Genomic DNA, 24,132 nt, shown 5'->3' with positions numbered 1-24,132 from the left:
GTGAGCCCCCATAAAAACTGTTGCGGGAATCGGCATTTTTCTTGTGCTTGGCTTGCTTGCCGCCTATCTGATCGGGTTTCAACCCGATATCGGAGGCGAGCTGCCGTACGATGACGAGCACACCGGTCTTAAAGACCGAATCGTGATCAAATTCAGCCATGTCGTCGCCGAGAATACGCCCAAAGGGCTCGCCGCGGCGCATTTTGCCGAGCTTGTCGAAGAGAAGTCGCAAGACCGGGTCGAAGTTCAGGTATTCCCGAACGGGATGCTGTATGCGGAAGACAACGAAATCACCGCCCTTCAGCATGACGACGTTCAAATGATCGCTCCGTCGTTCTCCAATATGAACGTGATTGATCCCGCATGGCTGGTGATGGATCTGCCGTTCGCTTTTCGGAATCAACAGGAAGTGGAGCGCGCCCTGCAAGGGGTACTGGGCGAAAGGCTGCTCGCGACGCTGGAGCCACACGGCATGAAAGGAGCGGCCTTCTGGCATAACGGCTTCCGGCAAGTCACCAACAACGTCCGCCAGCTGCGGACGCCTGAAGACTTTCAAGGCTTGAAATTCCGAATTCAGCCCAGCCCGGTGTTAAAGCGGCAGTTTGAAGCGCTGGGGGCATCGACGATCAGCACCCCTTTTAATGAAATCTACCGCAGTCTGAAGAACGGCAAGGTCGATGGACAGGAGAACACCATTTCCAATATTCTCAGCAAGCGGCTGTACCAGGTTCAACGCTTTATTACCATCAGCAACCACAGTTATCTTGGCTATATCGTCACCTTCAACAAACGGTTCTGGGAGGATCTTCCTCCCGATGTACAGCAGCTTCTTAAGGAAGCGTTAGCGGAAACCTCGGATTGGAATAACCGTGAAGCCTTGTCACACGAGAACCGGCTGCAAACGCCAGCTCAAAATCAGTCGATCGAGGTGACGACCCTTTCAGATGCGGATAAAGCGCTTTGGAGACAGCGATTCGAGTCCTTGTACCAAGAGTTCGCCGACATCATCGGGAGCGATTTGATGAAAGAAATTCCATGACCAAAACGAACTAAACAAACAATATGACCGTATTCTTGTTTTGATCCGTCTTCTTTTATACACTTGGGACACGAAATAAAACGTTTTCAGAAAATGAAAGTGAGGCTGTGTCCCATGAAGTTTCGAATCAATTTGAAGAACTTGACCGTTCAAGTCGTCATTGCCATCATACTCGGTATTCTCCTTGGACATTTCTTCCCCGCTACGGGCGAAAAATTGAAAGTCCTCGGCGATATCTTTATCAAAATGATTAAAATGGTTATTGCTCCCATTGTATTTTTCACCGTTGTGCACGGGATCGCAAACATGGGGGATATGAAGAAAGTCGGTCGCATCGGCGGGAAAGCGCTTTTATATTTCGAAATCGTAACGACGATCGCGCTTGGGATCGGTCTTGTCGTCGTCAACCTGATCAAACCGGGGGCCGGGATCGATGCATCCAAGGCAACCGGCGACATCTCCAAGTATGCCAAAGCGGCCGAAGCCAATCACGGCATTGTCGACTTTCTTGTTGGCGTCGTACCTGATAATGTCGTCGCCGCCATGGCCGGCGGGGATCTGCTGCCGATTCTGTTCTTTGCGATCCTGTTCGGTCTGTCTATGACGGCTATGGGCGAGAAAGCCCAGCCGATCATTCAATTATTCGATAAGCTTTCGCAAGCCTTCTTCGGTGTCGTGAACATGGTCATGAAGGTGTCCCCGATTGCCGCCTTCGGCGCCATGTCGTACACGATCGGCAAGTTCGGGATTGGATCTCTTACGTCTCTTGGAAAGCTGATGGGTTCGGTTTATATCACGATGGCCTTGTTCATTATCGTCGTTCTCGGCTTGATCGCCAGAGCATACGGCTTCAGCATTTTCAAATTTATCGCCTTCATTAAAGAAGAAATCATGCTGGTGCTCGGCACCTCTTCTTCCGAGTCGGCGCTGCCGCGCATGATGGATAAGCTCGAGAAATACGGCTGTTCCAAATCGGTAGTCGGACTTGTCGTTCCAACCGGCTACTCGTTCAATCTGGATGGCACCGCCATCTACCTGTCTATGGCAGCCATGTTTGTCGCCCAGGCTTCCGGTGTGGAGATGACCATCTGGCAGCAGCTTACGCTGCTTGGCATCCTGATGGTGACCTCTAAAGGCGCTGCAGGCGTTACGGGTTCGGGATTCATCACGCTGGCTGCCACCTTGGCCGCCTTTCCTTCCATCCCTCTGGCGGGTATGGCATTGCTCCTCGGCGTCGACCGGTTCATGTCGGAAGCGCGCGCCATTACGAATCTGATCGGCAACGGCGTAGCAACCGTCATCGTCGCCAAATCGGAAAACGAATTCCACCCGGGCGGACATCCCGAATCGGCCGAACAAGCGGCGGAAGGAACAAATTCCATCAAGAACAGTGTAGCCAAACCGGTCTAAGCCTTATACAAAATTTTTACGCAAAAGGAGCTAATCCATAGGATTAGCTCCTTTTGCGTAATCAGTGAATAAAGCAGCTTATCCGCGGCTGCCGGAATCGGAGCTACCCCAATTCGGCTTTATGCTGCCTTGCGGCCGCCCTATGGCTGCGAGACACGACTACGCTCAAAGTACCGGCAATAAGCAGTAATAATCCGGTATAACCGACCAGCCCCGACCACCCGAATCGACTCCATACCAATCCGCCTATCGGACTCATCATACTGGAGCCTGCATAATAAAACAACAGGTATATCGACGAGGCTTGAGCCTTCTGATCTGGCGCGGCCAGCTTTCCGACCCAGCCGCTCGCTACGGAATGGGCGCCGAAAAATCCAAAGGTGAATAGGGAAACCCCTATGATTTTAAGCAACAGCGGCATGCATATCGTCACACACGCCCCGGTCAGCATGAGGGCAATGGCTATCGCGATCACCTTGGAATGAGGCATGCGGTCGGTAAGCTTGCCCATCCAGGCCGAGCTTAACGTACCCATCAAATAGACAACGAATATGGAGCTTACTAACGTCTGGCTTAATTCATAAGGAGGAGCCAGCAAGGGAAAGCTGATAAAGTTAAACAGGGAAACAAAAGCACCCATCAGCAGGAAACTGATCGTGTACAGAGCGAGCAGCCTTCGATCCTTCAGCAGCCGGAATACATGGATGCTCCGCCGTGACTTCACGTTCGAGGTTTGGTATTTGGACTCGGGCAACAGAATCCAGAATAAACCTCCGAACGTCAAGCTGATGACCCCAAGCATCCCGATCGCAACATGCCAAGTGAAATAATCGGACAAAGCCCCGACAACCAAACGGCCCGCCATGCCGCCTACACTCGTCCCGCTTATATAAATACCGATGACGGTCCCCAAGCGGCTTGAATGAAATTCCTCACTGATATAGGCCATTGCTATGGATGGAAAGCCGGCCAATACGATACCTTGCAGAGCACGAATCACCAGCAGCGGCTCGAGCCGATGGCACAAAGCCGCCCCGACCGAAAGCAGTCCTGACAGCAGCAAAGCGAAGGTCATCGTTCTTTTCCGCTTCAGCCGGTCGGAGAAAAGGGAGACGATAAACAGAAAAAATGCGAGAAATCCGGTGCTAACCGACAGCGTCAAGCTTGCGGTGGCCGGCGATACCCCAAATTCCTTCGTCAGCACCGGAATCAGGGGTTGTGTGCTGTAGAGCTCCGCAAATGTGACAAAACTTCCTAAAAAGAGCGCGATTATGGCGCTTGCATATTGCCTGCTTCCCGGTTGTATATATTCCATGAATCTTGCAGCCTTTCTGTGCAGCCGGATAGGTTTGATAGAGATACCTATATTAAAATACCATATTTGGTGGCCGAACAAAAACGAACAAGAAAACAAAAGATCGCAAGCACTGAAAACTTCGGGCTTCAGGCTTGGCGATCTTTTTGTAATTTTTTACAGAGTCATGATTTTGATAATCATCAGCAATGAACTGCGCAACACTTAGATGTCCGTCCCGTTCCCCCATTGTGGTCAAACCCGACGCTCGCACTTCATCTTTGACACCGAATGCATGAGCACAATATTCGCACACCCCTGCGATGAGGCCAAGGTTTTTAACAGCTTTGTACAGCGGGTTGAAGTCACTGGCAGGATCCTCAAACTTTTTAACCCATACCGTACCGGCACCATCAAAAAATACCTTCACCTCATGCCCCGCTTCATGCAATCCCTTTGCGTATAAAAGCGAGTGCAGCGCCCGTCCCAATTCAGCGTCTGAAGCATGTACAATAATCGCGTTTTTTTTTCATCGGCAGTTCATCCCTTAGGCGCTCCTCTCTTCCCAGCGCCTTCATGAGTTCCTCGTCCGGCATATATTCAAGTACAAGACTCAGACGTTCCAAGTCTCCGGGCGTTTGAATCTCCGTCCACTCAAATAGTTTCAGTTGTGGTATAATTGCCATTGCAGGCGATCCCTCTCATTGGAAAATTGTTTTCTCGACAATTACAATTTTACCATGGACAGGCTCGCCTGTTTACTATTTATTACCGCATCGAGGGGCTGGGGTGGATTTTCGGACCCGGCCTACTTTTACGCCTGAAGTCCTACGTTTTTCGCTGATTTTTGGGGTAAAGATTATTTTCGCTTATTTCTTAGACCTTGTCTTGTCCGGTTTCCCGGACATCGCAAAAAGCTCGAATTTAATGTGCGATATTGGCCGACTGGATAGCGGAGGGGAATAGGTGTGTTGCAGGAGCGAAGCGTTCGCCTTTGAAATCGGGAATCGACCGCAAAGGTCGAATAGAGGATTCCCGATTTCAAGAGCGACCGAGGGCACACCTCTTGCTCCACAGCGTCCCCCGCTTACGCCGATGCTCTTAAATTCCTTATCTTTTTTCCAATTCAGATGAGGTGAATATAAATAATCCCCCCACGAAAAGTGGGAGGAACGAGGTCTTGCGGGGTGAGGAAAAACCTTGCACCGCAAGGCTCGGCGAATGCCGAGAGTCTATTTAAAGGTTCGGGAGGTCTACCATGCATTTATTCAAATTCAGAATCAGAACGATAAGAGTCAAGCTTGTCTTATTATTTTTCATTTTCTTTCTTCTTCCCTTTATGCTATTTGGTTACATTTGGTATCACCGTTCAACTCAGTTGATCGAAGAGAATGCGATTGCTTCCGCGAGGAAATCGATCCAGCAAGCGAACGGCTACTTAAATTATTATTTCGGCGAGTTGGAACGAACGACCTTCCCGTTAATCGCCCATCCGCTTATTCAAGATTTCATGAAAATTACGACAAACGATGTTTACGAGCGGCTTTCCCTAACACAGCAAATCCAGAACCAAATCATCAATCAAGTCTTATACGGGAAGAAAGAAGTGTACGGTCTATCGATAATATCTGATAAAGGGATGATCGTTTCTAATATAGCCGATACCCTGGAAGGGTTCGGAAACCGCGATATGAGCCAGCTTGAGCCGACAGGGCAGCAGAACATTAAGTTTAACCGCATCCATTGGGAGAATGGGATGCCTATTATGTCGATCAGCAGAAGATTTACGGATGCCCATACATACGAAATAAAAGGCTTGATGCTGATCGACCTTCGTCTTAACGAAATATCAGCGTTTATTAATAAGCTCGGCTTAAGTGAAACCGGTATTACGTGGATTGCAAACAAAGAGGGAGAAGTCGTGCTTCACCCGGCTCATAACCAGATCGGCAAGGCGGTGCCGGAATGGTATGACGAGAATGTACGGAAGAAGGAACAAGGATCGCTCATTGTAAACGATTCGGGGGGGCAAAAGCTGATCGTCTTTGAGCATTCCCCGTTGACGGATTGGACTCTAGTATCCGAGGTTCCTCTTCAAGAGCTGACCGGCGACTTGTTTGCCCTGCGTAATCTGACAGTCATCATCTTGATCGCGGTTACCCTCGTTTCGTTGTTTTTTATAGGAGGCTTCGCACTTAATCTGACAAATTCGGTTTCCAACCTGAAAAGACTGATGAAACGGACCGGAAGCGGAGATATGTCCGTTCGCGCGCATGTGCCGCCGGGAAATCACGATGAGCTGGGCGAGCTGTATGAAAGCTTTAATCAGATGGTTGAAAAGCTGCAAAGATCGATCGATGAGATCCATGCTTCCGAGCTGCGGGAGAAAGAGCTCACGATCAAACAACGGGAGACGATGCTGAAATCGATGCAGGCGCAAATTAATCCTCATTTTCTATACAACACACTGGAGGTCATCAATTCTTACGCGATCTTGGAGAACGTCATGCCGATCAGCCGCATGGCCATTTCGCTTGCTTCTTTATTCCGTTATAGCATTACAAGCGGAGATGCGAAAATATCGCTACACGATGAGATGCAGAATGTGCAAACCTATTTGGACATCCAAAAAGAGCGGTTCGAGCATTTGATCGTCGACATGCAATTCTCATGGAGCGATCTGCCTCAGGTCCAGGCGCTGCGCCTTATTCTTCAGCCTTTAGTTGAAAATGTGTTTCGCCACGCGTACGAAAAGCATGAGCTTTATCCCGAGTTTATTGCTCTAGCGGGCGAAAGAACGTTGATAGGCTACCGTCTTGTCATCATGGACAAAGGGGGAGGCATGGATTCCGCAGTTATGGACAAGCTTAACCAAGCTTTCCGGTCGGAAGAAGATGCCGAATCCCAATTGCCGGGAAATGACTGGAACGAAGAGAAACGATGGGGACACATCGGGTTATGGAACGTTCACCAAAGGCTGCGATTGAGCTTTGGGGCGCCTTACGGACTTACGATCTTGAACTCGACGGATAAGGGAACATCGCTGGAAATTCATTTGCCGATCATAGATGGAGGGAATTGGGATGCTTAAAGCGATTGTTGCAGATGATGAGACCTTGATAAAGAAGAGCTTGAAGATGATTGTGGAGAGGACCGGCTTATTTGAAGTGATGGAGGCTTCCTCCAATGGCCGCGATGCGCTGGAATATATGAAGGAGAACTCCGTGGATTTGCTCATTACCGATATCCGCATGCCGGTTATGGACGGACTGAATTTAATAGCGGCGCTGCGCGATGCGGGTCATCAGACCGATGTCATCATTTTAACCGGGTATGGAGAATTCGAGTATGCCCAGAGAGCTATACGTTATGGAGTCAAGGATTATTTGCTCAAGCCGATTGTACCGGAGCAGCTGAAGCTCAAGCTGGAACAAATCGCGCTTAAGCTAAGCCGCCAAAAGCACATACAGGAGCAGCGCCAGGAATTTCTTTGGTATTGCAGACAGCAGGGGGAGCGTTTGTCTCTGCTGCTGAGAGACATGGATGGAGTGGCGATCCTTACCCTTCTAGACGAGGTTAGCAGCTATTTAAACGACTGTTATGGCGAGGATTTGCATATGTACAAATCCTTTTATGCCGATTTGCTTGCATTTGCCAATAAAGAGCTGATCTTAATCGCTCCTGATCTTAAGGATGTCGCGCCGGCGTCCTGTTCCTTCTCTGAGGAAGAGTCCATGGAGATGCTTCGGGGACAAGTCCGTAAGCAGATTAGCAATTGGATGCTGCGGATGGCGGATTTCAGAAGTCACGGCATCGCTCTGACGATGAAGAAGGCTTTGGCCTATATTCAACAACATATCTATAATGAGAATTTGACGCTGCAATCCGTTGCCGATGAGCTTCATTTGTCCGTCTCTTATACAAGCGAATGCATCAAGCAAGCAATAGGAATGAACTTCACCCATTATGTGACTAGACTCCGGATGGAGCAGGCAAAATCACTTCTGTCAGACCCTTCCTGCAAAATGTACGAAGTGGCGTTCCAGTGCGGATATGCGGATTACGCTCATTTTACAAAAACGTTCAAAAAGGTTTACGGTTATTCCCCTAAGGACTATCGTGCGCGGCTAAACGAGCCTAATCTGGAATAATAGGCGAAAAAATGACAACTTGGACCTCGCTAAGCACATGTACCTTTCTCCTTATGGCGTTTACAATGAGAGCACATCAGAGGAAGGAGGCCGAAAAGATGGTTAAAGGGTCTAATTATTTTATGAAAAATTGGCAAATTTACTCCATGATCATACCCGGCTTATTGTTTTTTGTCATCTTCAAGTACATCCCTTTAGCCGGCAGTATTATCGCATTCCAGAATTACACGCCTTTCAAAGGAATTAGTGGTAGTGATTTTGTCGGATTAGAGCATTTTGTACGCCTGTTTAGCTACCCCGAGTTTTACCGGGTGCTGCGCAATACGCTGCTTATCAGCTTGTATCAGATCGTATTTGGATTCCCGGCGCCGCTCATTCTTGCGCTTTTATTGAATGAGATTCGTAAGGTCGCATTCAAACGGGTCATGCAGACCGTATTATACGTACCTCATTTTTTGTCCTGGGTTATTTTAGGCGGTATGATGATGACCTTGCTGTCGCCGGAAACAGGTCTAGTCAATCATATTCTCAATATGTTCGGGCTGGAAAGCGTGTTTTTTATGCAAAAGCCGGAGTATTTTCGCAGTATTGTAGTGGTCTCGGGAATTTGGAAAGAAGTCGGCTGGGGTACGATCATTTACTTGGCTGCGTTGACAGGGATCAACCCTGAATTATACGAAGCAGCAGAGGTCGATGGCGCAGGGAAGCTGAGGCAAGTGTTCAGTGTCACCATACCGTCATTGTTACCGACAATCATGGTGCTGCTGCTGCTCAAGATAGGTCATATCCTCGATCTTGGCTTCGAGCAAATTTATGTATTGCTGAACCCTCTTGTACGCGAAACAGGCGATATTCTGGATACTTACATTTATGATGTGGGTTTGCTCAACGGACAATACAGCTATACGACCGCAATCGGATTGTTCAAATCCATCGTGGGTCTTGTTCTCATATTAGGAGCAAACACAATAAGCAAGAAAACAACTGGAGATTCAATTTACTAGGAGGATGGGTGTGTGTGAGAAAAGTCAATCCATCTCTGAAATGGTTTGAAGCGTGCAATTATATATTTCTTTCACTTGTTTCCCTGATGGTGCTGCTGCCTTTCCTTAATATTGCAGCAGGGTCGTTCAGCGGCGGGAATGCGATTTTGCAAGGGGAAGTCACGCTCCTCCCTGTTGACTTTACGCTCGAGAACTACCGGGCTGTTATCAAGAACTTAGGCTTCTGGAAATCATTCGGCATTACGGTCTATATTACGGTCTTGGGCACTGCGCTTAACCTGATATTTACATCCTTAATGGCGTATGGGTTAGCCCGACGCGAGCTAAAGGGAAGATCGACGATTCTCCTTATTGTCTTGTTCACGATGATTTTTACGGCTCCGATTATTCCTTCGTATTTGCTCGTTAAGTCTTTAGGAATGCTGAACACGCTGTGGGCCGTCATGATTCCATCGCTAATCAGCGGTTTTAATCTATTAATTATGATTTCGTTCTTTCAAAATATTCCGGACGGGTTGACGGAGGCGGCAAAGATCGACGGCTGCAATGAATACCGTACGTTCTGGAGCATCGTATTGCCCCTGTCCATGCCTGTTATGACAACGATCGGATTGTTCTATGCCGTCTCCAACTGGAACGGTTATTATGCGGCGATGATGTACTTGCGCGATCCTGGCTTGTTCCCGCTTCAAGTGAAAGTAAGACAATTGGTTACTCAGGATAATGCCAGCGATATCCTTACTTCTTTATCATCGGCGGAAGGCATTAAGATGGCTACGATTATCGTAGCAACCATACCTATCATGCTGATCTACCCATTTATACAAAAGCATTTTGTAAAGGGCGCCATGATCGGATCGGTGAAAGGATAGTTACCTAATCTCAAAAACTATAGGGGGATTTTATTCGATGAATAGGAAATCGATTACAGCTTTGACTTGTCTTTCTTTAACCGGAAGCTTGCTCGCCGCATGTGCCGACAAGACAGATACAAGTCCCGCTGCACTACCGACTATCAAACTTGCCATCGGGGATCGGAATATGCCGTATGTGACGTCTTCCCCGAACCTTAACGAAGACAAATATGTGAAGAAACTGCGCGAGCTGTCGAAAACTGATGTTCGGATCGAAGCAATAAACCAAGCCGACTATTCCAAAAAGCTTAATCTGATGTTTGCGTCAGGCGATTTGCCGGATGCCATTCAGGCCGTGAACGGGATTACCTCCCCCGAGATCTCGGCGGCTATCAATAACGGCGTTTTCTATGAGCTTAATGATTTGATCGATAAGCACGCGCCTGGATTGAAGACGAAAATTAATAAAGACCTGTGGAATTCGTCGCTCGTGAGTAAAGACGGAAAAATATATGCAATTCCACGCGAGGCACCGGTACCAAACAACCGAATTGTCTATATCCGTAAAGATTGGATGGATAAGCTCGGACTGCAGGTTCCGAAAACCGTAGACGAGTACTTGAATGTGCTCCGTGCATTTAGAGACAAGGATCCGAACGGGAATGGAAAAGCAGATGAAATTCCTTTTATTGGGCGGAAAAATTTTGATTTCGGATATGTATTCTTTGGTGCTTACGACGTTAGCCCGGAAGGATGGAAGTTTGTTAATAATCAGCTCGTTCCTAACTTTATTCGTCCGGAGATGAAGGACGCATTGAAGCTGCATCAGCAAATGTATCAAGAAAAACTGATCGATAATGAGGTCTTTGTCAATACATCTACGGATTGGGTAGCTAAGATCGAGAATACTCAGCGGGTCGGCATGTGGATTCACGCTACCGAGTATCCGGACAAGACAGCTACGGGTTACAAGAGGCTGACTCCTCCTGTTGAGTTCATCAACATTCCTGCTCCTACCGGACCGGATGGAAAAGGCGGCAACTTGATCGGATCGGTAGTGGATCCTCTGTCCACCTGGGTGATCCCGAAGACGAATAAACATCCGGAGCAAGTGTTGAAGTTCCTGGAATGGTTCTTATCCGATGAAGCCCAAGCATTCTTGAATTACGGGCTTGAGGGCGAAGATTATACGGTAGAGAATGGCAAGAAAATGCCTAAGCCGATCAGCACGAAAGCCGAATCGGACAGGGAACAGATGCATCTTCAATGGCTGCGATGGATTGGGCCGAGCAATATCCACGACCAGGAGTTCATGAAGAACCGCGAGAACGGGCAATACGTTCCAGCCGCCATGAAAATCGCTGCAGCCGAAGGCCGGGTAAATGACGGCCTGGATATGCCGATTCCGCCGACACTCGCATCCAATCCTGAACTTCAGTTTACTGGTCTATGGATGGAGACCGCGGCCAAAATCGTAACCGGTCGCGATCCGCTCGATAGCTTCGACAAGTTCGTTGAGGATTGGAAAAAGCGCGGCGGAGACAAGGTCATTCAAGAGGCTACCGAGTGGTACTTGAAGAACAAGGGAGCCGAATCTAAATAACTTTTCCGACAAGGGGGATATCCATTATCCCTCTTGTCTTATTACTAAGCTAAAGAGACTGTTGATTCAACCAAATTGGAGGAATTGTACGATGGAACCTAACCGCGGCAACTTAATGCAAAACATATTCTCCCTTCGATCGCGTCTTCAACGATATTTGGACGTGGAAGCTGCATTGGCATTGGCGCAAGCTGAGCTTGGAATCATTCCCCAATCGGCCGCTGACAAAATAGCGGAAGCTGCCAAAGTAGAATTAATGGATATAGAACGACTAGAAGCCGATCAAGCCAAAACGGGTCACTTTATGATGCCGATTGTCTCCGAGCTGTCCCGCGTTGTCGGGGAGCCTGAAGGAGGGTTTGTGCATTGGGGCGCTACCTCCCAAAACATTGAGCAGACCGGCGATGTTCTCGGATACCGTTCCGCTGTGGCCGTATTAAAGAATCAAATGTGCGATGTCATTGAAGCTTTGGCTGTGTTAGGCGAGAAGACCGCTGATACGCTCATGGCGGGACGTACTCATTGGCAGCAGGCGGTACCGATTACGTTCGGATTCAAAACGGCTTCTTGGACCGATGTGATGCTGCGGCATTTGGAACGGATGGAACAGCTGGGGCCGCGCCTATTTATATCCATGACCGGTGGCGCTGCCGGCACATTTGCCAGCTTGGGGGATATGGGACCGGCCGTACAGGCAGGTGTAGCGCGGCGGTTGAGCCTTAATCCGATGCCGGTGCCTGCCCGCAACATTGCGGATCCCTTTGCTGAGTTTGTACTGCTTCTTGGTATGATCGCCGCTACCTTGACCGCGATTGCCGAAGAAGTGTCTCGCTTGATGGCGACGGAGTTTGGAGAGGTTAGCGAACGGCTTCCGGAAGGAGACGTCGGCAGTTCGACGATGCCGCAAAAAAAAAATGCAAAGAAATGTATGGAGGTCGTCACTAAATCGGCTCAGATTCGATCCATGGTACCCGTCGCCTTGGAAGCTATGATCCATTCGCATGAAGTGGACGGTGCCCGGTTTGCCATTATGCAAAATGCGGTGGAACTAAGCGCGGTGCTGGCTGGCGATATTCTCAAGGCTATATATAGCGTGCTTGTTGGACTTGAGATTTACCCTGAGCATATGAAACGGAACTTGGAGCTGTCCGGCGGTCTCATTAATGCTGAAGCGGTGATGATGACTCTGGCCGATACGATCGGACGTCAAGTCGCCCATGAAGTCGTTCATGAGGCGGCTCATCATGTGGCGACAAGCGGTGCGGCCATCACATTCTATGACGTGCTGTCCAAAGATTCTCGGGTTACTGGACACGTTCCGCCCGATGTAATCAAGAAGATTCTCAATCCTGCGACACATACAGGTCTAAGTGCGCAGCTTGCTAAGGAGACCGCCGCTCGTGCTTATGCCGTTGTTAACCTTCAGCGAACCCATTGATCACCGGAAAGGAAGGCTTTGAATACGTGTGGCAAAAACTAGTGTCATTATGCGGATCGAGCTCGATCACGAGAAAATAAGCTTCGGAGATACAGCTGCCGTCATCAGCAGGCTGGGTGGAGATATTACTTCGATCGATGTGATCCGCTGCTCGCGGTGGCCGGCGATACCCCAAATTCCTTCGTCAGCACCGGAATCAGGGGTTGTGTGCTGTAGAGCTCCGCAAATGTGACAAAAACAGCCTAAAAAGAGCGCGATTATGGCGCTTGCATATTGCCTGCTTCCCGGTTGTATATATTCCATGAATCTTGCAGCCTTTCTGTGCAGCCGGATAGGTTTGATAGAGATACCTATATTAAAATGCCATATTTGGTGACCGAACAAAAACGAACAAAAAAACAAAAGATCGCAAGCACTGAAAACTTCGGGCTTCAGGCTTGGCGATCTTTTTGTAATTTTTTACAGAGTCATGATTTGATAATCATCAGCAATGAACTGCGCAACACTTAGGTGTCCGTCCCGTTCCCCCATTGTGGTCAAACCCGACGCTCGCACTTCATCTTTGACACCGAATGCATGAGCACAATATTCGCACACCCCTGCGATGAGGCCAAGGTTTTTAACAGCTTTATACAGCGGGTTGAAGTCACTGGCAGGATCCTCAAACTTTTTAACCCATACCGTACCGGCACCATCAAAAAATACCTTCACCTCATGCCCCGCTTCATGCAATTCCTTTGCGTATAAAAGCGAGTGCAGCGCCCGTCCCAATTCAGCTTCTGAAGCATGTACAATAATCGCGATTTTTTTCATCGGTAGTTCCTCCCTTATTATATGTTTGATTGCTCCAATTTTTTCATCCATAGCAAGTTCCGGTTCTTTATCTATATTCAACGATGGGCAGTTGAACCAGCTCCCATGATACTCGACTCCTTTCTGTAAGATGAGACCATCTTACCCCAATCATCCGCTTCCTTCTGTAATGTATCTTACAAAAGATAAGTAATGGACTCCCCGAATTCTCAGAACTTCGGATCATCCATTTTCTTATTCCTTACAGCCGAATTCAAGACACGCTTTAACCTTCCTTTGGTGGATTGAAATAGTTTTCCTTCCGGTTCGAATCATTCCTTCTTTCATAAGTTCATTTAATATAACAGTGACTGCCTCTCGCGTCGCACCGATCATATTGGCAACTTCTTGATGAGTTAAGGCCAAGTCTATTTTTACCAGTCCTTCATCCTCAACTCCAAACTTCTCCGAAAGCTTGAGCAGCAAATGGAGAATTCGTTCTCTCACATCTCCAAGAGCCAGCTTTTCCAACATCTCATCTCTATCCCTAAGCATGCTGCTTAATTCCGTTAAGAATCTCATGGCTAACTGGGGCCTCTTCGCTAAGAAATTCTCAAAATGCTCCTTTAGAACGGAACAAATCAACGTTTCTTCCATGGTTTCAATATAGATTCCCTTTGTGCCGAACGAGAACGTGTCGATCTCTCCAAACATGTTTCCCTTACCCAGGATTCCAACGGTGAACTGCTTTCCTTCAGCATTGATTTTATATAAACGAAGCTTTCCCTCTTTGATAAAAAACAGACCGTCACGATAAGTGTCCGGGGTCTGAATTAATGTTCCTTTGGGTAGAGCGTTAAAATGAGTCATGGGTGCCATTTGGTCAAGCTCCTTCAAATCTTCCTCGGGAAGCGCCTCAAAAATGCTGATTCTAGATAAATACCATAGCTTATCCATCATGTCTTAGCAGTGCCTCCTTTATTTTCTGCGGATCGAACGTATGGAAGGTTTGGGTACCCACAATAATCAACGGCGTAGCAATTCCGCCAAGCCTAAGCATTTCATCAAAATTCCCCTTGTTATAGCCCACATCCAGTTGATGATAAGGCATACCCGTTTCTTGAAAAAATTGAATCGCTTTCCGGCATGCAGAGCAGTGATCGCTTGTATAAATCGTTATTTTCATCGGACTCACCGCCTATACTTACGTATTGTTGAGTTCAGGCGCCCCTCTCTTGATCCAGCTTTCCACACACCTATTTTCTAAAATTAAGTGTCTATTTTTACTATAGAACATCACTGAAGGCTGCTCTGTAATATGGATTACAAGAACGAAAAGGCCCTAATGTCCTCATTCCTATTCCCGACGAAGTGAAGTTCAATCGGAAAAAGAAGAAGGGTTGTAGGGCCATTGTGTGCTTCTTGTGCTATTTTTTATTAACATGTGCACAAAGGCTGGTATTTTATGCAGAGGTAAACAGGGTTAGTGACTGACCGTATATGTGATGCTGAAGAAGTTCTGGGAGCGGCGTAACTTCTATCCTAATTTAATGCTTTGCAACGCGCTTGGACAGCCGACCCTTTTGATCCTCGCCATCCACTTCGCGTACAGCGTGACGTCGCTCGTTCCCATGTTTCCTGTGTTGTCAGGCACTTCGTACCCTCGGAGAGAGTATGGTTAAGACAATTGCTGTATGCTTCCTTTCCACGAAAGTATACCGCCTTGTAATTGTGATATCTTCGAATAACCGTTTTTCTTTAAAAAGAATGCCGCCTGCTTGCTCCGCATCCCCCCGCGGCAATACAACAAAATCTCTCTGTTCTTTGGAACTTCGTCTAGGCGTCGTTTTAATTCCGACAAAGGGATATTTACAGCCCCAGGAATAAAGCCTTTACTATATTCTGTTTTTTCTCTAACGTCTATAAGCACATGATTAGAACTGCGTTCAATCTCTTTCTCAAAATCAATTGCATTATAGTTTCTCAAACCTTTCAGCGGCACTAAACGCGTATACATAAAAAAACCTATTATAGCTACTGCTGTGATACATAGCACCCAAACTAAACTAAACAATTTGTTCATCCCTTTCACGATTAACTGTATGCCGTGTCTACATGTTTTAAGCTTTGAAGTCGTTAGAGCTTTTGCACTGTCAGCCATTCTACCATCCGATTTGCCACAAGTTTCCAACCAGCCTCCAACATCATATCGTGCGCCATATTAGCGAAAATTTCCGGCTTTGTGCCATAAGCGTGCGCCGTTTCCTGCATCTCATCAGCATCTATGAAGAAGTCGTTCGCTGCACCGAGAACCAGCATGGGAGTCTTGATTTTCTGTGTCTGCACCGGCATTCGAGCCATCTCCAAAAAGGCCCGGAGCGACTCGTCCTGCAAATTGCTGACGTATCGCTTGAGCTGTTCCGGCGGCATACTGGCCGAGAAAAATGCTTGGACCGCTCCAGCTTCATTGTTGTAAAGATTTACTCGTCCGGTAATTAATGTTTTCAGCAGCTTGCCTGGATTCTGGAGAGCGGTCTTTACCGTAGTTTTCTTCGTGCCTCCAGGTGGTGCTGAAGCTAGCAGAATACCACATGGAGCATGATGATGCTCTAAATACTTTTGAACGACGTACCCGCCCATCGAATGACCCACAATGATCGGCGGCTGTTTCAGGGAAGACGCTACCTCAGTAACATCTTCAACATAATCGGTAATCCGATTCCACCGCAGTCGTTCTCGCCCGGCGCTTTTTCCATGCCCTCTCCAGTTGAGTGCGTGAACCTCGTACCCTTTGTCAGCGAAATAGGGCAGAAAGTATTCTTCCCACGCCCAAGCGCCATGGAAAGCGCCATGGACAAATAGTATAGGATTGGGGCGACTATGATTTGATGGGTGTAATGTCACGGTATCGATTTTTGCCATACATGTACCTCCAGCTGTCTTTGTATTTTTCACAGACAACGTACGTTATGTGTTCAGGATTCCAACAAACTTTATTGCAGATCTTTGGTTTTTTATCATATCACCCATAAGATACTCAGCATCTTGGCCAACCCAGCCCATCAGTGCCGACCCCCGACGAGATTGCCATGGCAGCCCCAAAAAGTATAATCCATCTATAGGACTGACACCTCTTTCATGCTGTGGAAATCCGTTCGAATCTAAAAGGCCATCAACGTCAACCCAACTATAATCGGGCCGAAAACCTGTCGCCCAGATCACGTTATTAGCTTGAATGGAAGAACCGTCTTCGAATCGTATTGTTTCCCCTTCTGCACTAACGGCTCGAGGCTTCATCGCAACGGTTTTAGCACTCAGGAGATTCTTTAACTCCAAACCATAAATTTGTTCCGGCTTTTTCTTAAGCCAGGATGCCCTTTTCGTATGAATATCCGCTCCCAGCAAACCAATTTTGTTAAAATACCAAAAAATACTTTTACGTAAGAGGTAAAGTGGCTTGAAACTCATTTTATGGCCTATAGATATGGTTACTTCATGCTGCTTAGCTAGCTCAACAGCAATTTGTGCTCCGGAATTTCCAGCCCCTATGACCAACACAGAACCCGAACGTAATTCGGTAGGGTTACGGTAAATAGAAGAATGCACCTGGTATATATGTTTATTAAAGCCTTGAGAAAACGTAGGTATAAAAGGCTTTTGAAAAGGACCTGTAGCAATAACCACTTGATTAGCTGCAAATTCGTCTCCTTGACTGCTCCGGAGGTAAAAGCCATTTTGTATTTTCTTCAATAAGGTAACGGTAGTATTGAACACAATGGGAAGAGAATAATGCTGGGCGTAAAGTTCCAAATAGTCCGCAGCCTCATCTTTAGTAGGAAGACCATCCGGTCGGCCCGGAAAGGCTAAACCAGGTAAGCTGTTATACATTCGCGGTGTGAATAAAAACAAAGAATCATAGCGATTTCTCCAACTGTCGCCGGAACGTGCTTTTGCATCGAGAATGACAAAATCACACTGATTTTTTTGTAAATAATATCCCATGGATAACCCTGCCTGACCGCCACCGATAATAATTACATCTTTTTCTATCATTCTAAGATACCTCCCATGGATATCACCAATCCCTTTGTTACCATCATAAACAAGGAAGAGACAGGTGAACGCGCAAACGATGCATGCATCCCCGCAAATATTTGCGGACTGCGCGCATCTTTCTAAGCCCTCAAGTCCCCATAGCTCCAGCGCGGTGAGCCATTCTACCATCCGGCTTGCCGCATCCAACATCATGTCATATGTATGTTACAAAAAATTTCTGGCCTTATGCCGGTTGAATGGGCCCTTTTCTTGGAGCTCGGTGGCAATGCTTCACGTGGAGGGCTAATAGAGCAACAAAAAAAGGGTTCGCACTTTGGTCTTATCCCCGTCAAGTAGACAATTAAAAAAAGAGGTAATTAAGCGGCGATTGCCTCCCTGAATTCAACTGGGTAGCGGTCGCCTAATTTTTTCTGGAACCGTTCATGGTTGTAGTACGTCACATATTCGGCAATTAAACGCTCAGCCTCAGCTTCATTATTGGGTTTAGAGAGATGGAGCTTTTCTGTCTTTAGATGCGAGAAGAAAGATTCGATGCATGCGTTATCAAAGCAATTTCCACGTCTGGAGTGGCTGCCTTCAAGCTTTTGGTCTGCAAGTAGTTTCGTGTAAGCCTTCGTGGTGTATTGAAAGCCTTGATCCGAGTGCAGGAGTGCTCCTGGTGCTTCAACCGCTCTCACCGTGTCTAACACGAGCTCTAGGTCGTTACGTTGTCCCAATCTCCAGGCAATGATCTCGTTGTTGTATAGATCCAGAATGGCTGACAGGTAGAGGAAATCGTGTCCTACACGAACATAGGTAATACCGGTCACTAACTTGCGTTTTACCGCCGCTGCTGAGAACTCCCGATTTAATGTATTGGGGAACAGAACAGGAGGGTGCTTGTCCCTTTTTTGCCATAAAAAATCCCCCCGGTCAACAGTGTTGAGTCCATCATAACATGAACTCTTTTTTCACTGTCTACCGTAAGGGGATAATACCACTTGCCTAAGGTGCGTTCCTTTTTTTTGTCCCAAAGTACTATTCAGCTCGCAGCAATTCTGAACCTTTACAGGTCGAGTGCGCCCACTTCGGTTTTATCCGAACTGGATTTTAATAGGTGACCGATTGGGATTCAATATCCTGGCCGGTCTTCTTTTTAGTCAAAATCATACCTTTGTTCTTTAAACGGATCTCCGAGCATTAGTTAAAGTACCCGTTGGAATGTAAGAAAGCCTCATAAAGTGGCCCTGGTCACATGTGCGAATAAGCTTGTCCACTGGACTATACACGATATTAGCTAGTAAAAAGATTTTCACATAGCTTATTCCCGTTGAAAACAACCCTTCGCGATGGCAGCTTTAGAGGGTTATTTGGTAGGTTTGCTTTAAATCTATTACAGAGGATACCCCGTTTTACTGGTTATGTTAGCATGCTTTTATTGGTAGACCTGAACAGGCTTCCGAAAGTGTAGGCAGCCTAGTGTCGTTTCGCATGAAAGATCTATATATGCATGAATAATAAAATCATCAGAGTACCCCAATCGATTTACAAGGCCACCGATTAATCCCGCGGCAGCCTCGTATGGCCCCACTATCGAAAGTTAAACAACCTATAAGAATGGTCATGATGCGGAATTAAGAAATAAAGCCTTTCTTCATCGCCTCAGCCTTTTCCTGCATCGCATAAAATTTCAATGCAGCGATGTCTCTCTCCGCCTCGGATTGCTTCAGCTTCAAACCGAAAGCGTTCACCTCATGCTTGGAAACCGCGCCTACCTTGTAACGAATTTCCATTCTACGAAGATCGACCCGCAAATCCTCTACGTTTCGCGCCTCCTCGGTGTAGGCCTGTAATGCTTGATTCGCTTCCGAGTACGTCACTTCAATTTTCTTGGTTAGCTCAAGCTGTGTCTTCCGGTTTTGTGTAGCTGCGATGGCTGCATTAGTTGATAAATATCGGTCACCGTAGACGTTAGAGGTTACCGTGTGCTCTTGCAGCCACAACGTCTCGTCCAAATTGTTGGATGCGATCTTTACTTGATAAGCTTGTTCCAGTAGTTTCTTCGTATCGACGCGCTCCAGCGGAGCGACGACAATCCCTTCGATGTCACGGATTACGAGATCGGGGTTATATGCGATGCCGATATCGAAGGAAAGCTTTAGAAATCAGATTCTTGTGGGATATCTAAATCTAAAATAATCCCATTCGGTTTAGTGCCACTATAAGTTTTGCTATTGCTGCTGATTTTCTATCCACGATACATACATATGGGGACGTGATTTATTCACGTCCCCTTTACGTCCCCAACTATTCCTTTACTTAAATCCCTTAATCAAAAAACTCACGCTCAGTTCTGTGTAACCGAGTGAGTTTCTTCTAAGTATACCTTTAATCGAAATCGTAGCGCTGCTCCTTGAAGGGATCGCCATACATGTGATACCCGTTCCGTTCCCAAAAGCCCGGCTTGTCTTTCTCCATAAATTCGATGCCGCGCAGCCACTTCGCGCTCTTCCAGAAGTAAAGATGCGGAACGACCGCGCGCACGGGAGCCCCATGCTCGGGCGTCAGCAGCTGGCCGTTGTGGCGGATGCCAAGGAACGTCGTGTCGCGCAAGAAATCGTCCAGCGGCAAATTCGTCGTCCAGCCGTGCTCGGCGTGCAGCATCACGTATTTCGCTTCCGGCTTCAGCTTAACCAGTTCCATGATTGTCGCGACCGAGACGCCTTCCCAGACGTTGTCGAGCTTCGACCACGTCGTTACGCAGTGAATGTCATTATGGAACTCGCGCATCGGCAGCGCCAGAAATTGTTTATAGCTTAAAGTAACTTCCTCTTCCACCAGTCCGAATAGGCGCAAATCCCATTTGCTCATATCATTGTAATACGGAACGCTGCCGTAGTGCAGAACGGGAAAGCCGTCGGTTAGCGTTTGGCCCGGGGGAACGCGGTCGGCGATATTGTCATTTGTGAATTTGGTTTCGTTTGCCATGTTAATGATCAACCTCCTTAACATTGGGGAGTATTACATATTACATATAGTATAACCGTATCAGGCAAGTTTGACCATGCGGTCCATTAAGCGCCAGGATGAAGCGCCTCAACGAGCCGGTGCGCCGGAAGAACCCGGTCGGCCCGAACCGTGCAGCTGCCGGGATCGGCAAGCGAATCAAGCACATGCTGGACGACGCCGGCAAACCCTCTTCGGTATAAAATGGTGTCCCAGCTGCCGAACGTTTGCTCGCGGGGGGCTTCGCCTCGCTCCATCCAAACCGCTCTCTCCATGTTCAGGACCTCGGCGGAACGTCCGCCGCCATGCAGTTCCAGCTTCTCCAGGTCGGCTCCCGCCAGCCGCGCCATCCCGAAATGGGCGATCGCCCCATCGGCGCTGCCTGCCGAGTCCGCATTCCCCTGTCCGAACAGCAGCGTGCCCGAGCCAAGCACCAGCCTGCCTTCGGCATCCGTACGCTCCAAGTACGATCCGACCTTGAAAGCGTCCCCGCCTAGCCACAACAGCAGATCGAGCATATGGATCAGATCGTCGTAAAGCGTATGCCGGGCGCATTGATTTTGCAGCTTGGTGCGGTGTTTCGAGACGGTAACTGCGTCAAAGCCGCCAGTTTGCGCCAGCCAACGCCTGGCCTCCGTATAGAGTGGAGCAAACCGGCGATTAAAGCCGACGGCCAGCAGCAAGTTATGATCGAGGGCGTAGTCTGCCATCCGCTGCGAGGCCTGCAAATCATAGGATAACGGCTTATCCACGTAGACGTGCGCGCCCGCTTGCAGACAAGACATGACGATATCCTCATGCGTTTCCGTCGGACTGTGCACGAACACGATATCCGGCTTGGCTTCCTTCAGCAAATGCTCGACCGAGGCAAAACGCCCCGGTATCCGATACTGCGCGCCGATCCGTTCGACTGTGGCCGGATTGCGGCTTGACAAGCCGACGATATCGACATTATCGTTTGCCGAAAGCAGCGGCATGTATACCTTTTGGGCGATATCGCCCAGACCGACGATGCCGATCCTTGGTTTCATCCGAACCCCTCCTTCACCAAAATTTGATAAAACCTCCAGCACCAAGCGACTTTCAAGGGACCAAGCGTTATGGTAATATAAAGGTTGGCGATCCCACCGCTTTCGCCTGATCCGTACCTTACTTCTGGGGGATTTCACTATGCATAGAATGAAAACCCGGCTTTTCGCCGCCTCGCTCGTCGCGTTCGCGGTACTGCTCGGTTTGGCCGTCTATTACGAATCAACGGTTTACTTGTATGCCGCCAGCGCCTTGCCGATCCTGATCGTCATCTGGCTGCCCGATATCGAACGGCATCAATATATTCGTCCCAAGCATCGCAAGCGGGTCAGCCTTCGCGTCCATTCGGGAGGCGTGAACGGCAAGGTAACGATCTCGTTCGACCCCGGTTTCGTCCGGTGGCGGAAGGCCGGCAAGCTTTATTTTCACTTGGACAGCCTCAAGCGGGAGGAAGCTCCTGAAACGAACATGAAACCCGGTAAAGCTGCAGACGCCGGACTTCCGGTACTGTCTTATGACTTGTCGGCGCACCCGAGCAAGCCGGGATGGATCGGCATCGACCTCAAGCAGCTTGCCGAACGGACCGCAGGACTATCCGTCACGACCGACGAAGTGACGCGACTGACGATTCGTTTGGGCGATCTCGAGGAGATGGCCGTCCGGCAAATGGCAAATGCCGTTCCCGTGACATCTGGCAGCAAGCAGATGCAGGCTTAATACATGAAAGCAGATGACCGCCTTCGGGTAACCAACCGGGCGAATCATCTGCTTTTTTCGCTAGGCGGAACCGGATGAACTTTCGTTACGACTTGCCCAGCAGCCTGGCCAGTGTGCGTACCGTCGCCCCGGTGCCTCCTGCCGGCTCGGTGCCCCGCTCGCTCCACAGCCAGGCCGTGCCTCCCGTATCGAGGTGAACCCAGGGGGTTTCCCCGGCGAAATGCCCGATGAACAAACCCGCCGTAATACAGCCCGCCCAGAGGTCGCGGCCGGTGGCGTTCTTGATGTCGGCTACGCGGCTCTTGAGCATGTCCCGGTACTCCGGATAGTTCGGCAGCGGCCATATTTTCTCGCCCGCTTCCTGCGCGTTCGCGAGCACCTCTTGAAGCAGGGCGTCATCATTCGTCACCGCGCCCGTCGCGACATCCGCGAAGCTGACCAACACGGCCCCGGTCAAGGTAGCCACGTCGATCAGGCGCGTAGCGCCCAGCTTTTTCGCATACAACACGCCGTCCGCCAGCACGATCCGCCCTTCCGCGTCCGTATTCAATACTTCCACCGTTTGTCCGTCCATCAGCTTCACGATGTCGCCCGGCTTGAAAGCCGCTCCGGACGGCATGTTCTCGGCGGTCGGAATGACCATGACGACATCCATCGGCGGTTTCAACCGCCCCAGCACATGGATCAGCCCCAGCAGGACGGCGGCCCCGCCCATGTCGCTGATCATTTCTTCCATCCCGTCGGGCTTCTTGAGCGAGATTCCGCCGGTATCGAAGGTGATGCCTTTCCCGACGAGGCCCAGCACGCCCGCCTCCGGCGATGAGGCTCCGCGGTAGCGGACCGCGATCATGCGCGGCGGGTTGACGCTGCCTTGGCCGACCGCTGCGAGCCCGCCCATCCCGTGCTCGCGAATGCCCCGCTCGTCGAGCACGGTACATTCGAGGCCGTAGCGGGCGGCCAAGCTTTGAGCTGCGCGCGCGAGCTCCTCCGGCCCGAGGTAGTTCCCGGGCAGGTTCGTCAGGTCGCGCGCCGTGTACACCGCCAGCGCGGTCGCACGCGCGGCTTCGATGGCGCGCGCAAGCTCGGCGCGCGCGGAAGGCTCGGCGCTGCCTGCGGGCAGCAGCGCCACGCTTTGCAGCGGCGGCGCTTCCGCGGCCGCCGCCGCGCTATAGCTCGGCATGCGGTAGCCGCCGAGCCAGAGCCCTTCCGCGAGCGCCTGCACGCGCTCGCACAGCCCCGCGCGCGTATCGGCGCGCGGCAGCGGCGCCGCGAGGCGCTCGAGCCTTTGGCCGAGCGCGGCGCGGGCCGCATAGACGCCAGCGTCGCGCCAGGCGTCGGTGCTCACGCGGGCGGCTTCGCCAAGCCCGCAGAGCAGCAGGGCCTGATAGCCGCGCATCAGGCCTAGCGTCGGCAAGGCCTCGGTCTCCCCGAGGCCGGCCGAGAATCGTCCGCGCTCCTGCGAGGCGCGGACCGCTTGCACCAGCGCGGCCGGCACGGCCATGCCGGCCTCCGCCGCCCACGTCCCCGCGGCCAAAGCCTCGCGGGTGACGAACAGCACGAGCGCATCCGTGCCGGCGCTTGCCGCTGCTCCTGCCGGGATTCCCTCGCTTTCGCTTGTCCCGTCTGCCGCCACACTTCCATCCGCTCCCGCACTTGCTTCTACACCTGCATCGGCTAATACGATACGCAGTCGTAACTCCTGCGTCACATAGCGCTCGAACGCATCCATATCCGCTCACACCTTCCTCCGACCGTTATGT

23 protein-coding genes and 1 pseudogene are annotated in these 24,132 nt (G+C 49.6%); 10 read left to right on the top strand and 14 right to left on the bottom strand.

Annotation, left to right across the window (positions count from 1 at the left end; genetic code table 11):
* Positions 1–10: 10 nt before the first annotated feature.
* On the top strand, positions 11–1,039 hold the full coding sequence (locus ACZ439_RS16690) for a DctP family TRAP transporter solute-binding subunit (protein WP_464621137.1): 1,029 nt from the start codon (positions 11–13) through the stop codon (positions 1,037–1,039).
* Between the two features lie 114 nt (positions 1,040–1,153).
* Positions 1,154–2,449, top strand: coding sequence for a dicarboxylate/amino acid:cation symporter (locus tag ACZ439_RS16685; protein ID WP_054796961.1), 1,296 nt, complete (start codon positions 1,154–1,156; stop codon positions 2,447–2,449).
* 103 nt (positions 2,450–2,552) lie between these two features.
* Here the strand turns inward: ACZ439_RS16685 and ACZ439_RS16680 are convergent, their stop codons facing one another.
* The 3 genes from ACZ439_RS16680 to ACZ439_RS16670 are packed head-to-tail and all read right to left on the bottom strand — an operon-like array spanning position 2,553 to position 4,429.
* Positions 2,553–3,764 carry an MFS transporter gene (locus ACZ439_RS16680; protein ID WP_464619944.1) on the bottom strand — a complete coding sequence of 404 codons (1,212 nt, stop codon included), beginning with the start codon at positions 3,762–3,764 and terminating at the stop codon, positions 2,553–2,555.
* 52 nt (positions 3,765–3,816) lie between these two features.
* Entirely contained in the window at positions 3,817–4,233 is a 417-nt protein-coding gene (locus tag ACZ439_RS16675; RefSeq protein ID WP_464619943.1) for a DsrE family protein, read from the bottom strand.
* Position 4,234: 1 nt separating this feature from the next.
* Positions 4,235–4,429, bottom strand: a complete 195-nt coding sequence (locus ACZ439_RS16670; RefSeq protein ID WP_464619942.1) for a hypothetical protein — start codon at positions 4,427–4,429, stop codon at positions 4,235–4,237.
* Positions 4,430–5,001: 572 nt separating this feature from the next.
* Here ACZ439_RS16670 and ACZ439_RS16665 point away from each other — a divergent pair.
* The 7 genes from ACZ439_RS16665 to ACZ439_RS16635 all read left to right on the top strand — a co-directional run bounded on the left by ACZ439_RS16665 (position 5,002) and on the right by ACZ439_RS16635 (position 13,025).
* Positions 5,002–6,834 carry a cache domain-containing sensor histidine kinase gene (locus tag ACZ439_RS16665; RefSeq protein ID WP_464619941.1) on the top strand — a complete coding sequence of 611 codons (1,833 nt, stop codon included), beginning with the start codon at positions 5,002–5,004 and terminating at the stop codon, positions 6,832–6,834.
* Positions 6,827–7,894: a response regulator gene (locus ACZ439_RS16660; RefSeq protein ID WP_464619940.1), complete on the top strand. Its 1,068-nt coding sequence runs from the start codon at positions 6,827–6,829 to the stop codon at positions 7,892–7,894. The genes ACZ439_RS16665 and ACZ439_RS16660 overlap by 8 nt, the downstream gene beginning before the upstream one ends.
* A gap of 98 nt (positions 7,895–7,992) precedes the next feature.
* On the top strand, positions 7,993–8,898 hold the full coding sequence (locus tag ACZ439_RS16655; RefSeq protein ID WP_464619939.1) for an ABC transporter permease: 906 nt from the start codon (positions 7,993–7,995) through the stop codon (positions 8,896–8,898).
* Between the two features lie 14 nt (positions 8,899–8,912).
* On the top strand, positions 8,913–9,770 hold the full coding sequence (locus ACZ439_RS16650; protein ID WP_054796953.1) for a carbohydrate ABC transporter permease: 858 nt from the start codon (positions 8,913–8,915) through the stop codon (positions 9,768–9,770).
* Between the two features lie 37 nt (positions 9,771–9,807).
* Entirely contained in the window at positions 9,808–11,355 is a 1,548-nt protein-coding gene (locus tag ACZ439_RS16645; protein ID WP_464619938.1) for an extracellular solute-binding protein, read from the top strand.
* 91 nt (positions 11,356–11,446) lie between these two features.
* Positions 11,447–12,793, top strand: a complete 1,347-nt coding sequence (locus tag ACZ439_RS16640; protein ID WP_464619937.1) for a class-II fumarase/aspartase family protein — start codon at positions 11,447–11,449, stop codon at positions 12,791–12,793.
* A gap of 28 nt (positions 12,794–12,821) precedes the next feature.
* Positions 12,822–13,025 carry a hypothetical protein gene (locus tag ACZ439_RS16635; RefSeq protein WP_464619936.1) on the top strand — a complete coding sequence of 68 codons (204 nt, stop codon included), beginning with the start codon at positions 12,822–12,824 and terminating at the stop codon, positions 13,023–13,025.
* Between the two features lie 227 nt (positions 13,026–13,252).
* Here the strand turns inward: ACZ439_RS16635 and ACZ439_RS16630 are convergent, their stop codons facing one another.
* The 10 genes and pseudogenes from ACZ439_RS16630 to ACZ439_RS16585 all read right to left on the bottom strand — a co-directional run bounded on the left by ACZ439_RS16630 (position 13,253) and on the right by ACZ439_RS16585 (position 21,657).
* On the bottom strand, positions 13,253–13,606 hold the full coding sequence (locus tag ACZ439_RS16630) for a DsrE family protein (RefSeq protein WP_372814012.1): 354 nt from the start codon (positions 13,604–13,606) through the stop codon (positions 13,253–13,255).
* Between the two features lie 234 nt (positions 13,607–13,840).
* Positions 13,841–14,545, bottom strand: coding sequence for a Crp/Fnr family transcriptional regulator (locus tag ACZ439_RS16625; protein WP_141336738.1), 705 nt, complete (start codon positions 14,543–14,545; stop codon positions 13,841–13,843).
* Entirely contained in the window at positions 14,535–14,771 is a 237-nt protein-coding gene (locus tag ACZ439_RS16620) for a glutaredoxin family protein (RefSeq protein ID WP_127608133.1), read from the bottom strand. The genes ACZ439_RS16625 and ACZ439_RS16620 overlap by 11 nt, the downstream gene beginning before the upstream one ends.
* A gap of 492 nt (positions 14,772–15,263) precedes the next feature.
* Entirely contained in the window at positions 15,264–15,746 is a 483-nt protein-coding gene (locus tag ACZ439_RS16615) for a rhodanese-like domain-containing protein (RefSeq protein WP_464619935.1), read from the bottom strand.
* Positions 15,722–16,507 (bottom strand): alpha/beta hydrolase, encoded by a 786-nt coding sequence (locus ACZ439_RS16610; protein WP_464619934.1) that lies wholly within the window; start codon positions 16,505–16,507, stop codon positions 15,722–15,724. The genes ACZ439_RS16615 and ACZ439_RS16610 overlap by 25 nt, the downstream gene beginning before the upstream one ends.
* Positions 16,508–16,552: 45 nt before the next feature.
* Positions 16,553–17,638 (bottom strand): flavin-containing monooxygenase, encoded by a 1,086-nt coding sequence (locus ACZ439_RS16605; RefSeq protein ID WP_141336740.1) that lies wholly within the window; start codon positions 17,636–17,638, stop codon positions 16,553–16,555.
* Between the two features lie 359 nt (positions 17,639–17,997).
* A pseudogene (locus tag ACZ439_RS16600) lies at positions 17,998–18,510 on the bottom strand (IS3 family transposase); the annotation flags it as partial.
* Between the two features lie 744 nt (positions 18,511–19,254).
* A complete protein-coding gene (locus tag ACZ439_RS16595; RefSeq protein ID WP_054796945.1) occupies positions 19,255–19,635 on the bottom strand; it encodes a hypothetical protein in 381 nt (126 codons plus the stop codon).
* 373 nt (positions 19,636–20,008) lie between these two features.
* Complete coding sequence (locus ACZ439_RS16590) at positions 20,009–20,608, bottom strand: sulfite oxidase-like oxidoreductase (RefSeq protein WP_054796944.1); 600 nt, start codon at positions 20,606–20,608, stop codon at positions 20,009–20,011.
* Positions 20,609–20,694: 86 nt separating this feature from the next.
* On the bottom strand, positions 20,695–21,657 hold the full coding sequence (locus tag ACZ439_RS16585; RefSeq protein WP_054796943.1) for a Gfo/Idh/MocA family protein: 963 nt from the start codon (positions 21,655–21,657) through the stop codon (positions 20,695–20,697).
* Between the two features lie 139 nt (positions 21,658–21,796).
* Between ACZ439_RS16585 and ACZ439_RS16580 the strand changes: the two genes are divergently transcribed.
* Positions 21,797–22,372 (top strand): hypothetical protein, encoded by a 576-nt coding sequence (locus ACZ439_RS16580; RefSeq protein WP_054796942.1) that lies wholly within the window; start codon positions 21,797–21,799, stop codon positions 22,370–22,372.
* A gap of 85 nt (positions 22,373–22,457) precedes the next feature.
* Here ACZ439_RS16580 and ACZ439_RS16575 read toward each other — a convergent pair whose 3' ends face one another.
* A complete protein-coding gene (locus tag ACZ439_RS16575; protein WP_464619933.1) occupies positions 22,458–24,101 on the bottom strand; it encodes a leucyl aminopeptidase in 1,644 nt (547 codons plus the stop codon).
* Between the last annotated feature and the right edge of the window lie 31 nt (positions 24,102–24,132).

This window comes from Paenibacillus sp. JCM 9796 (genome assembly GCF_055379675.1).
The sequence above is the reverse complement of the archived record's forward strand: the minus strand, read 5'-3'. Positions and strand labels throughout refer to the sequence as shown.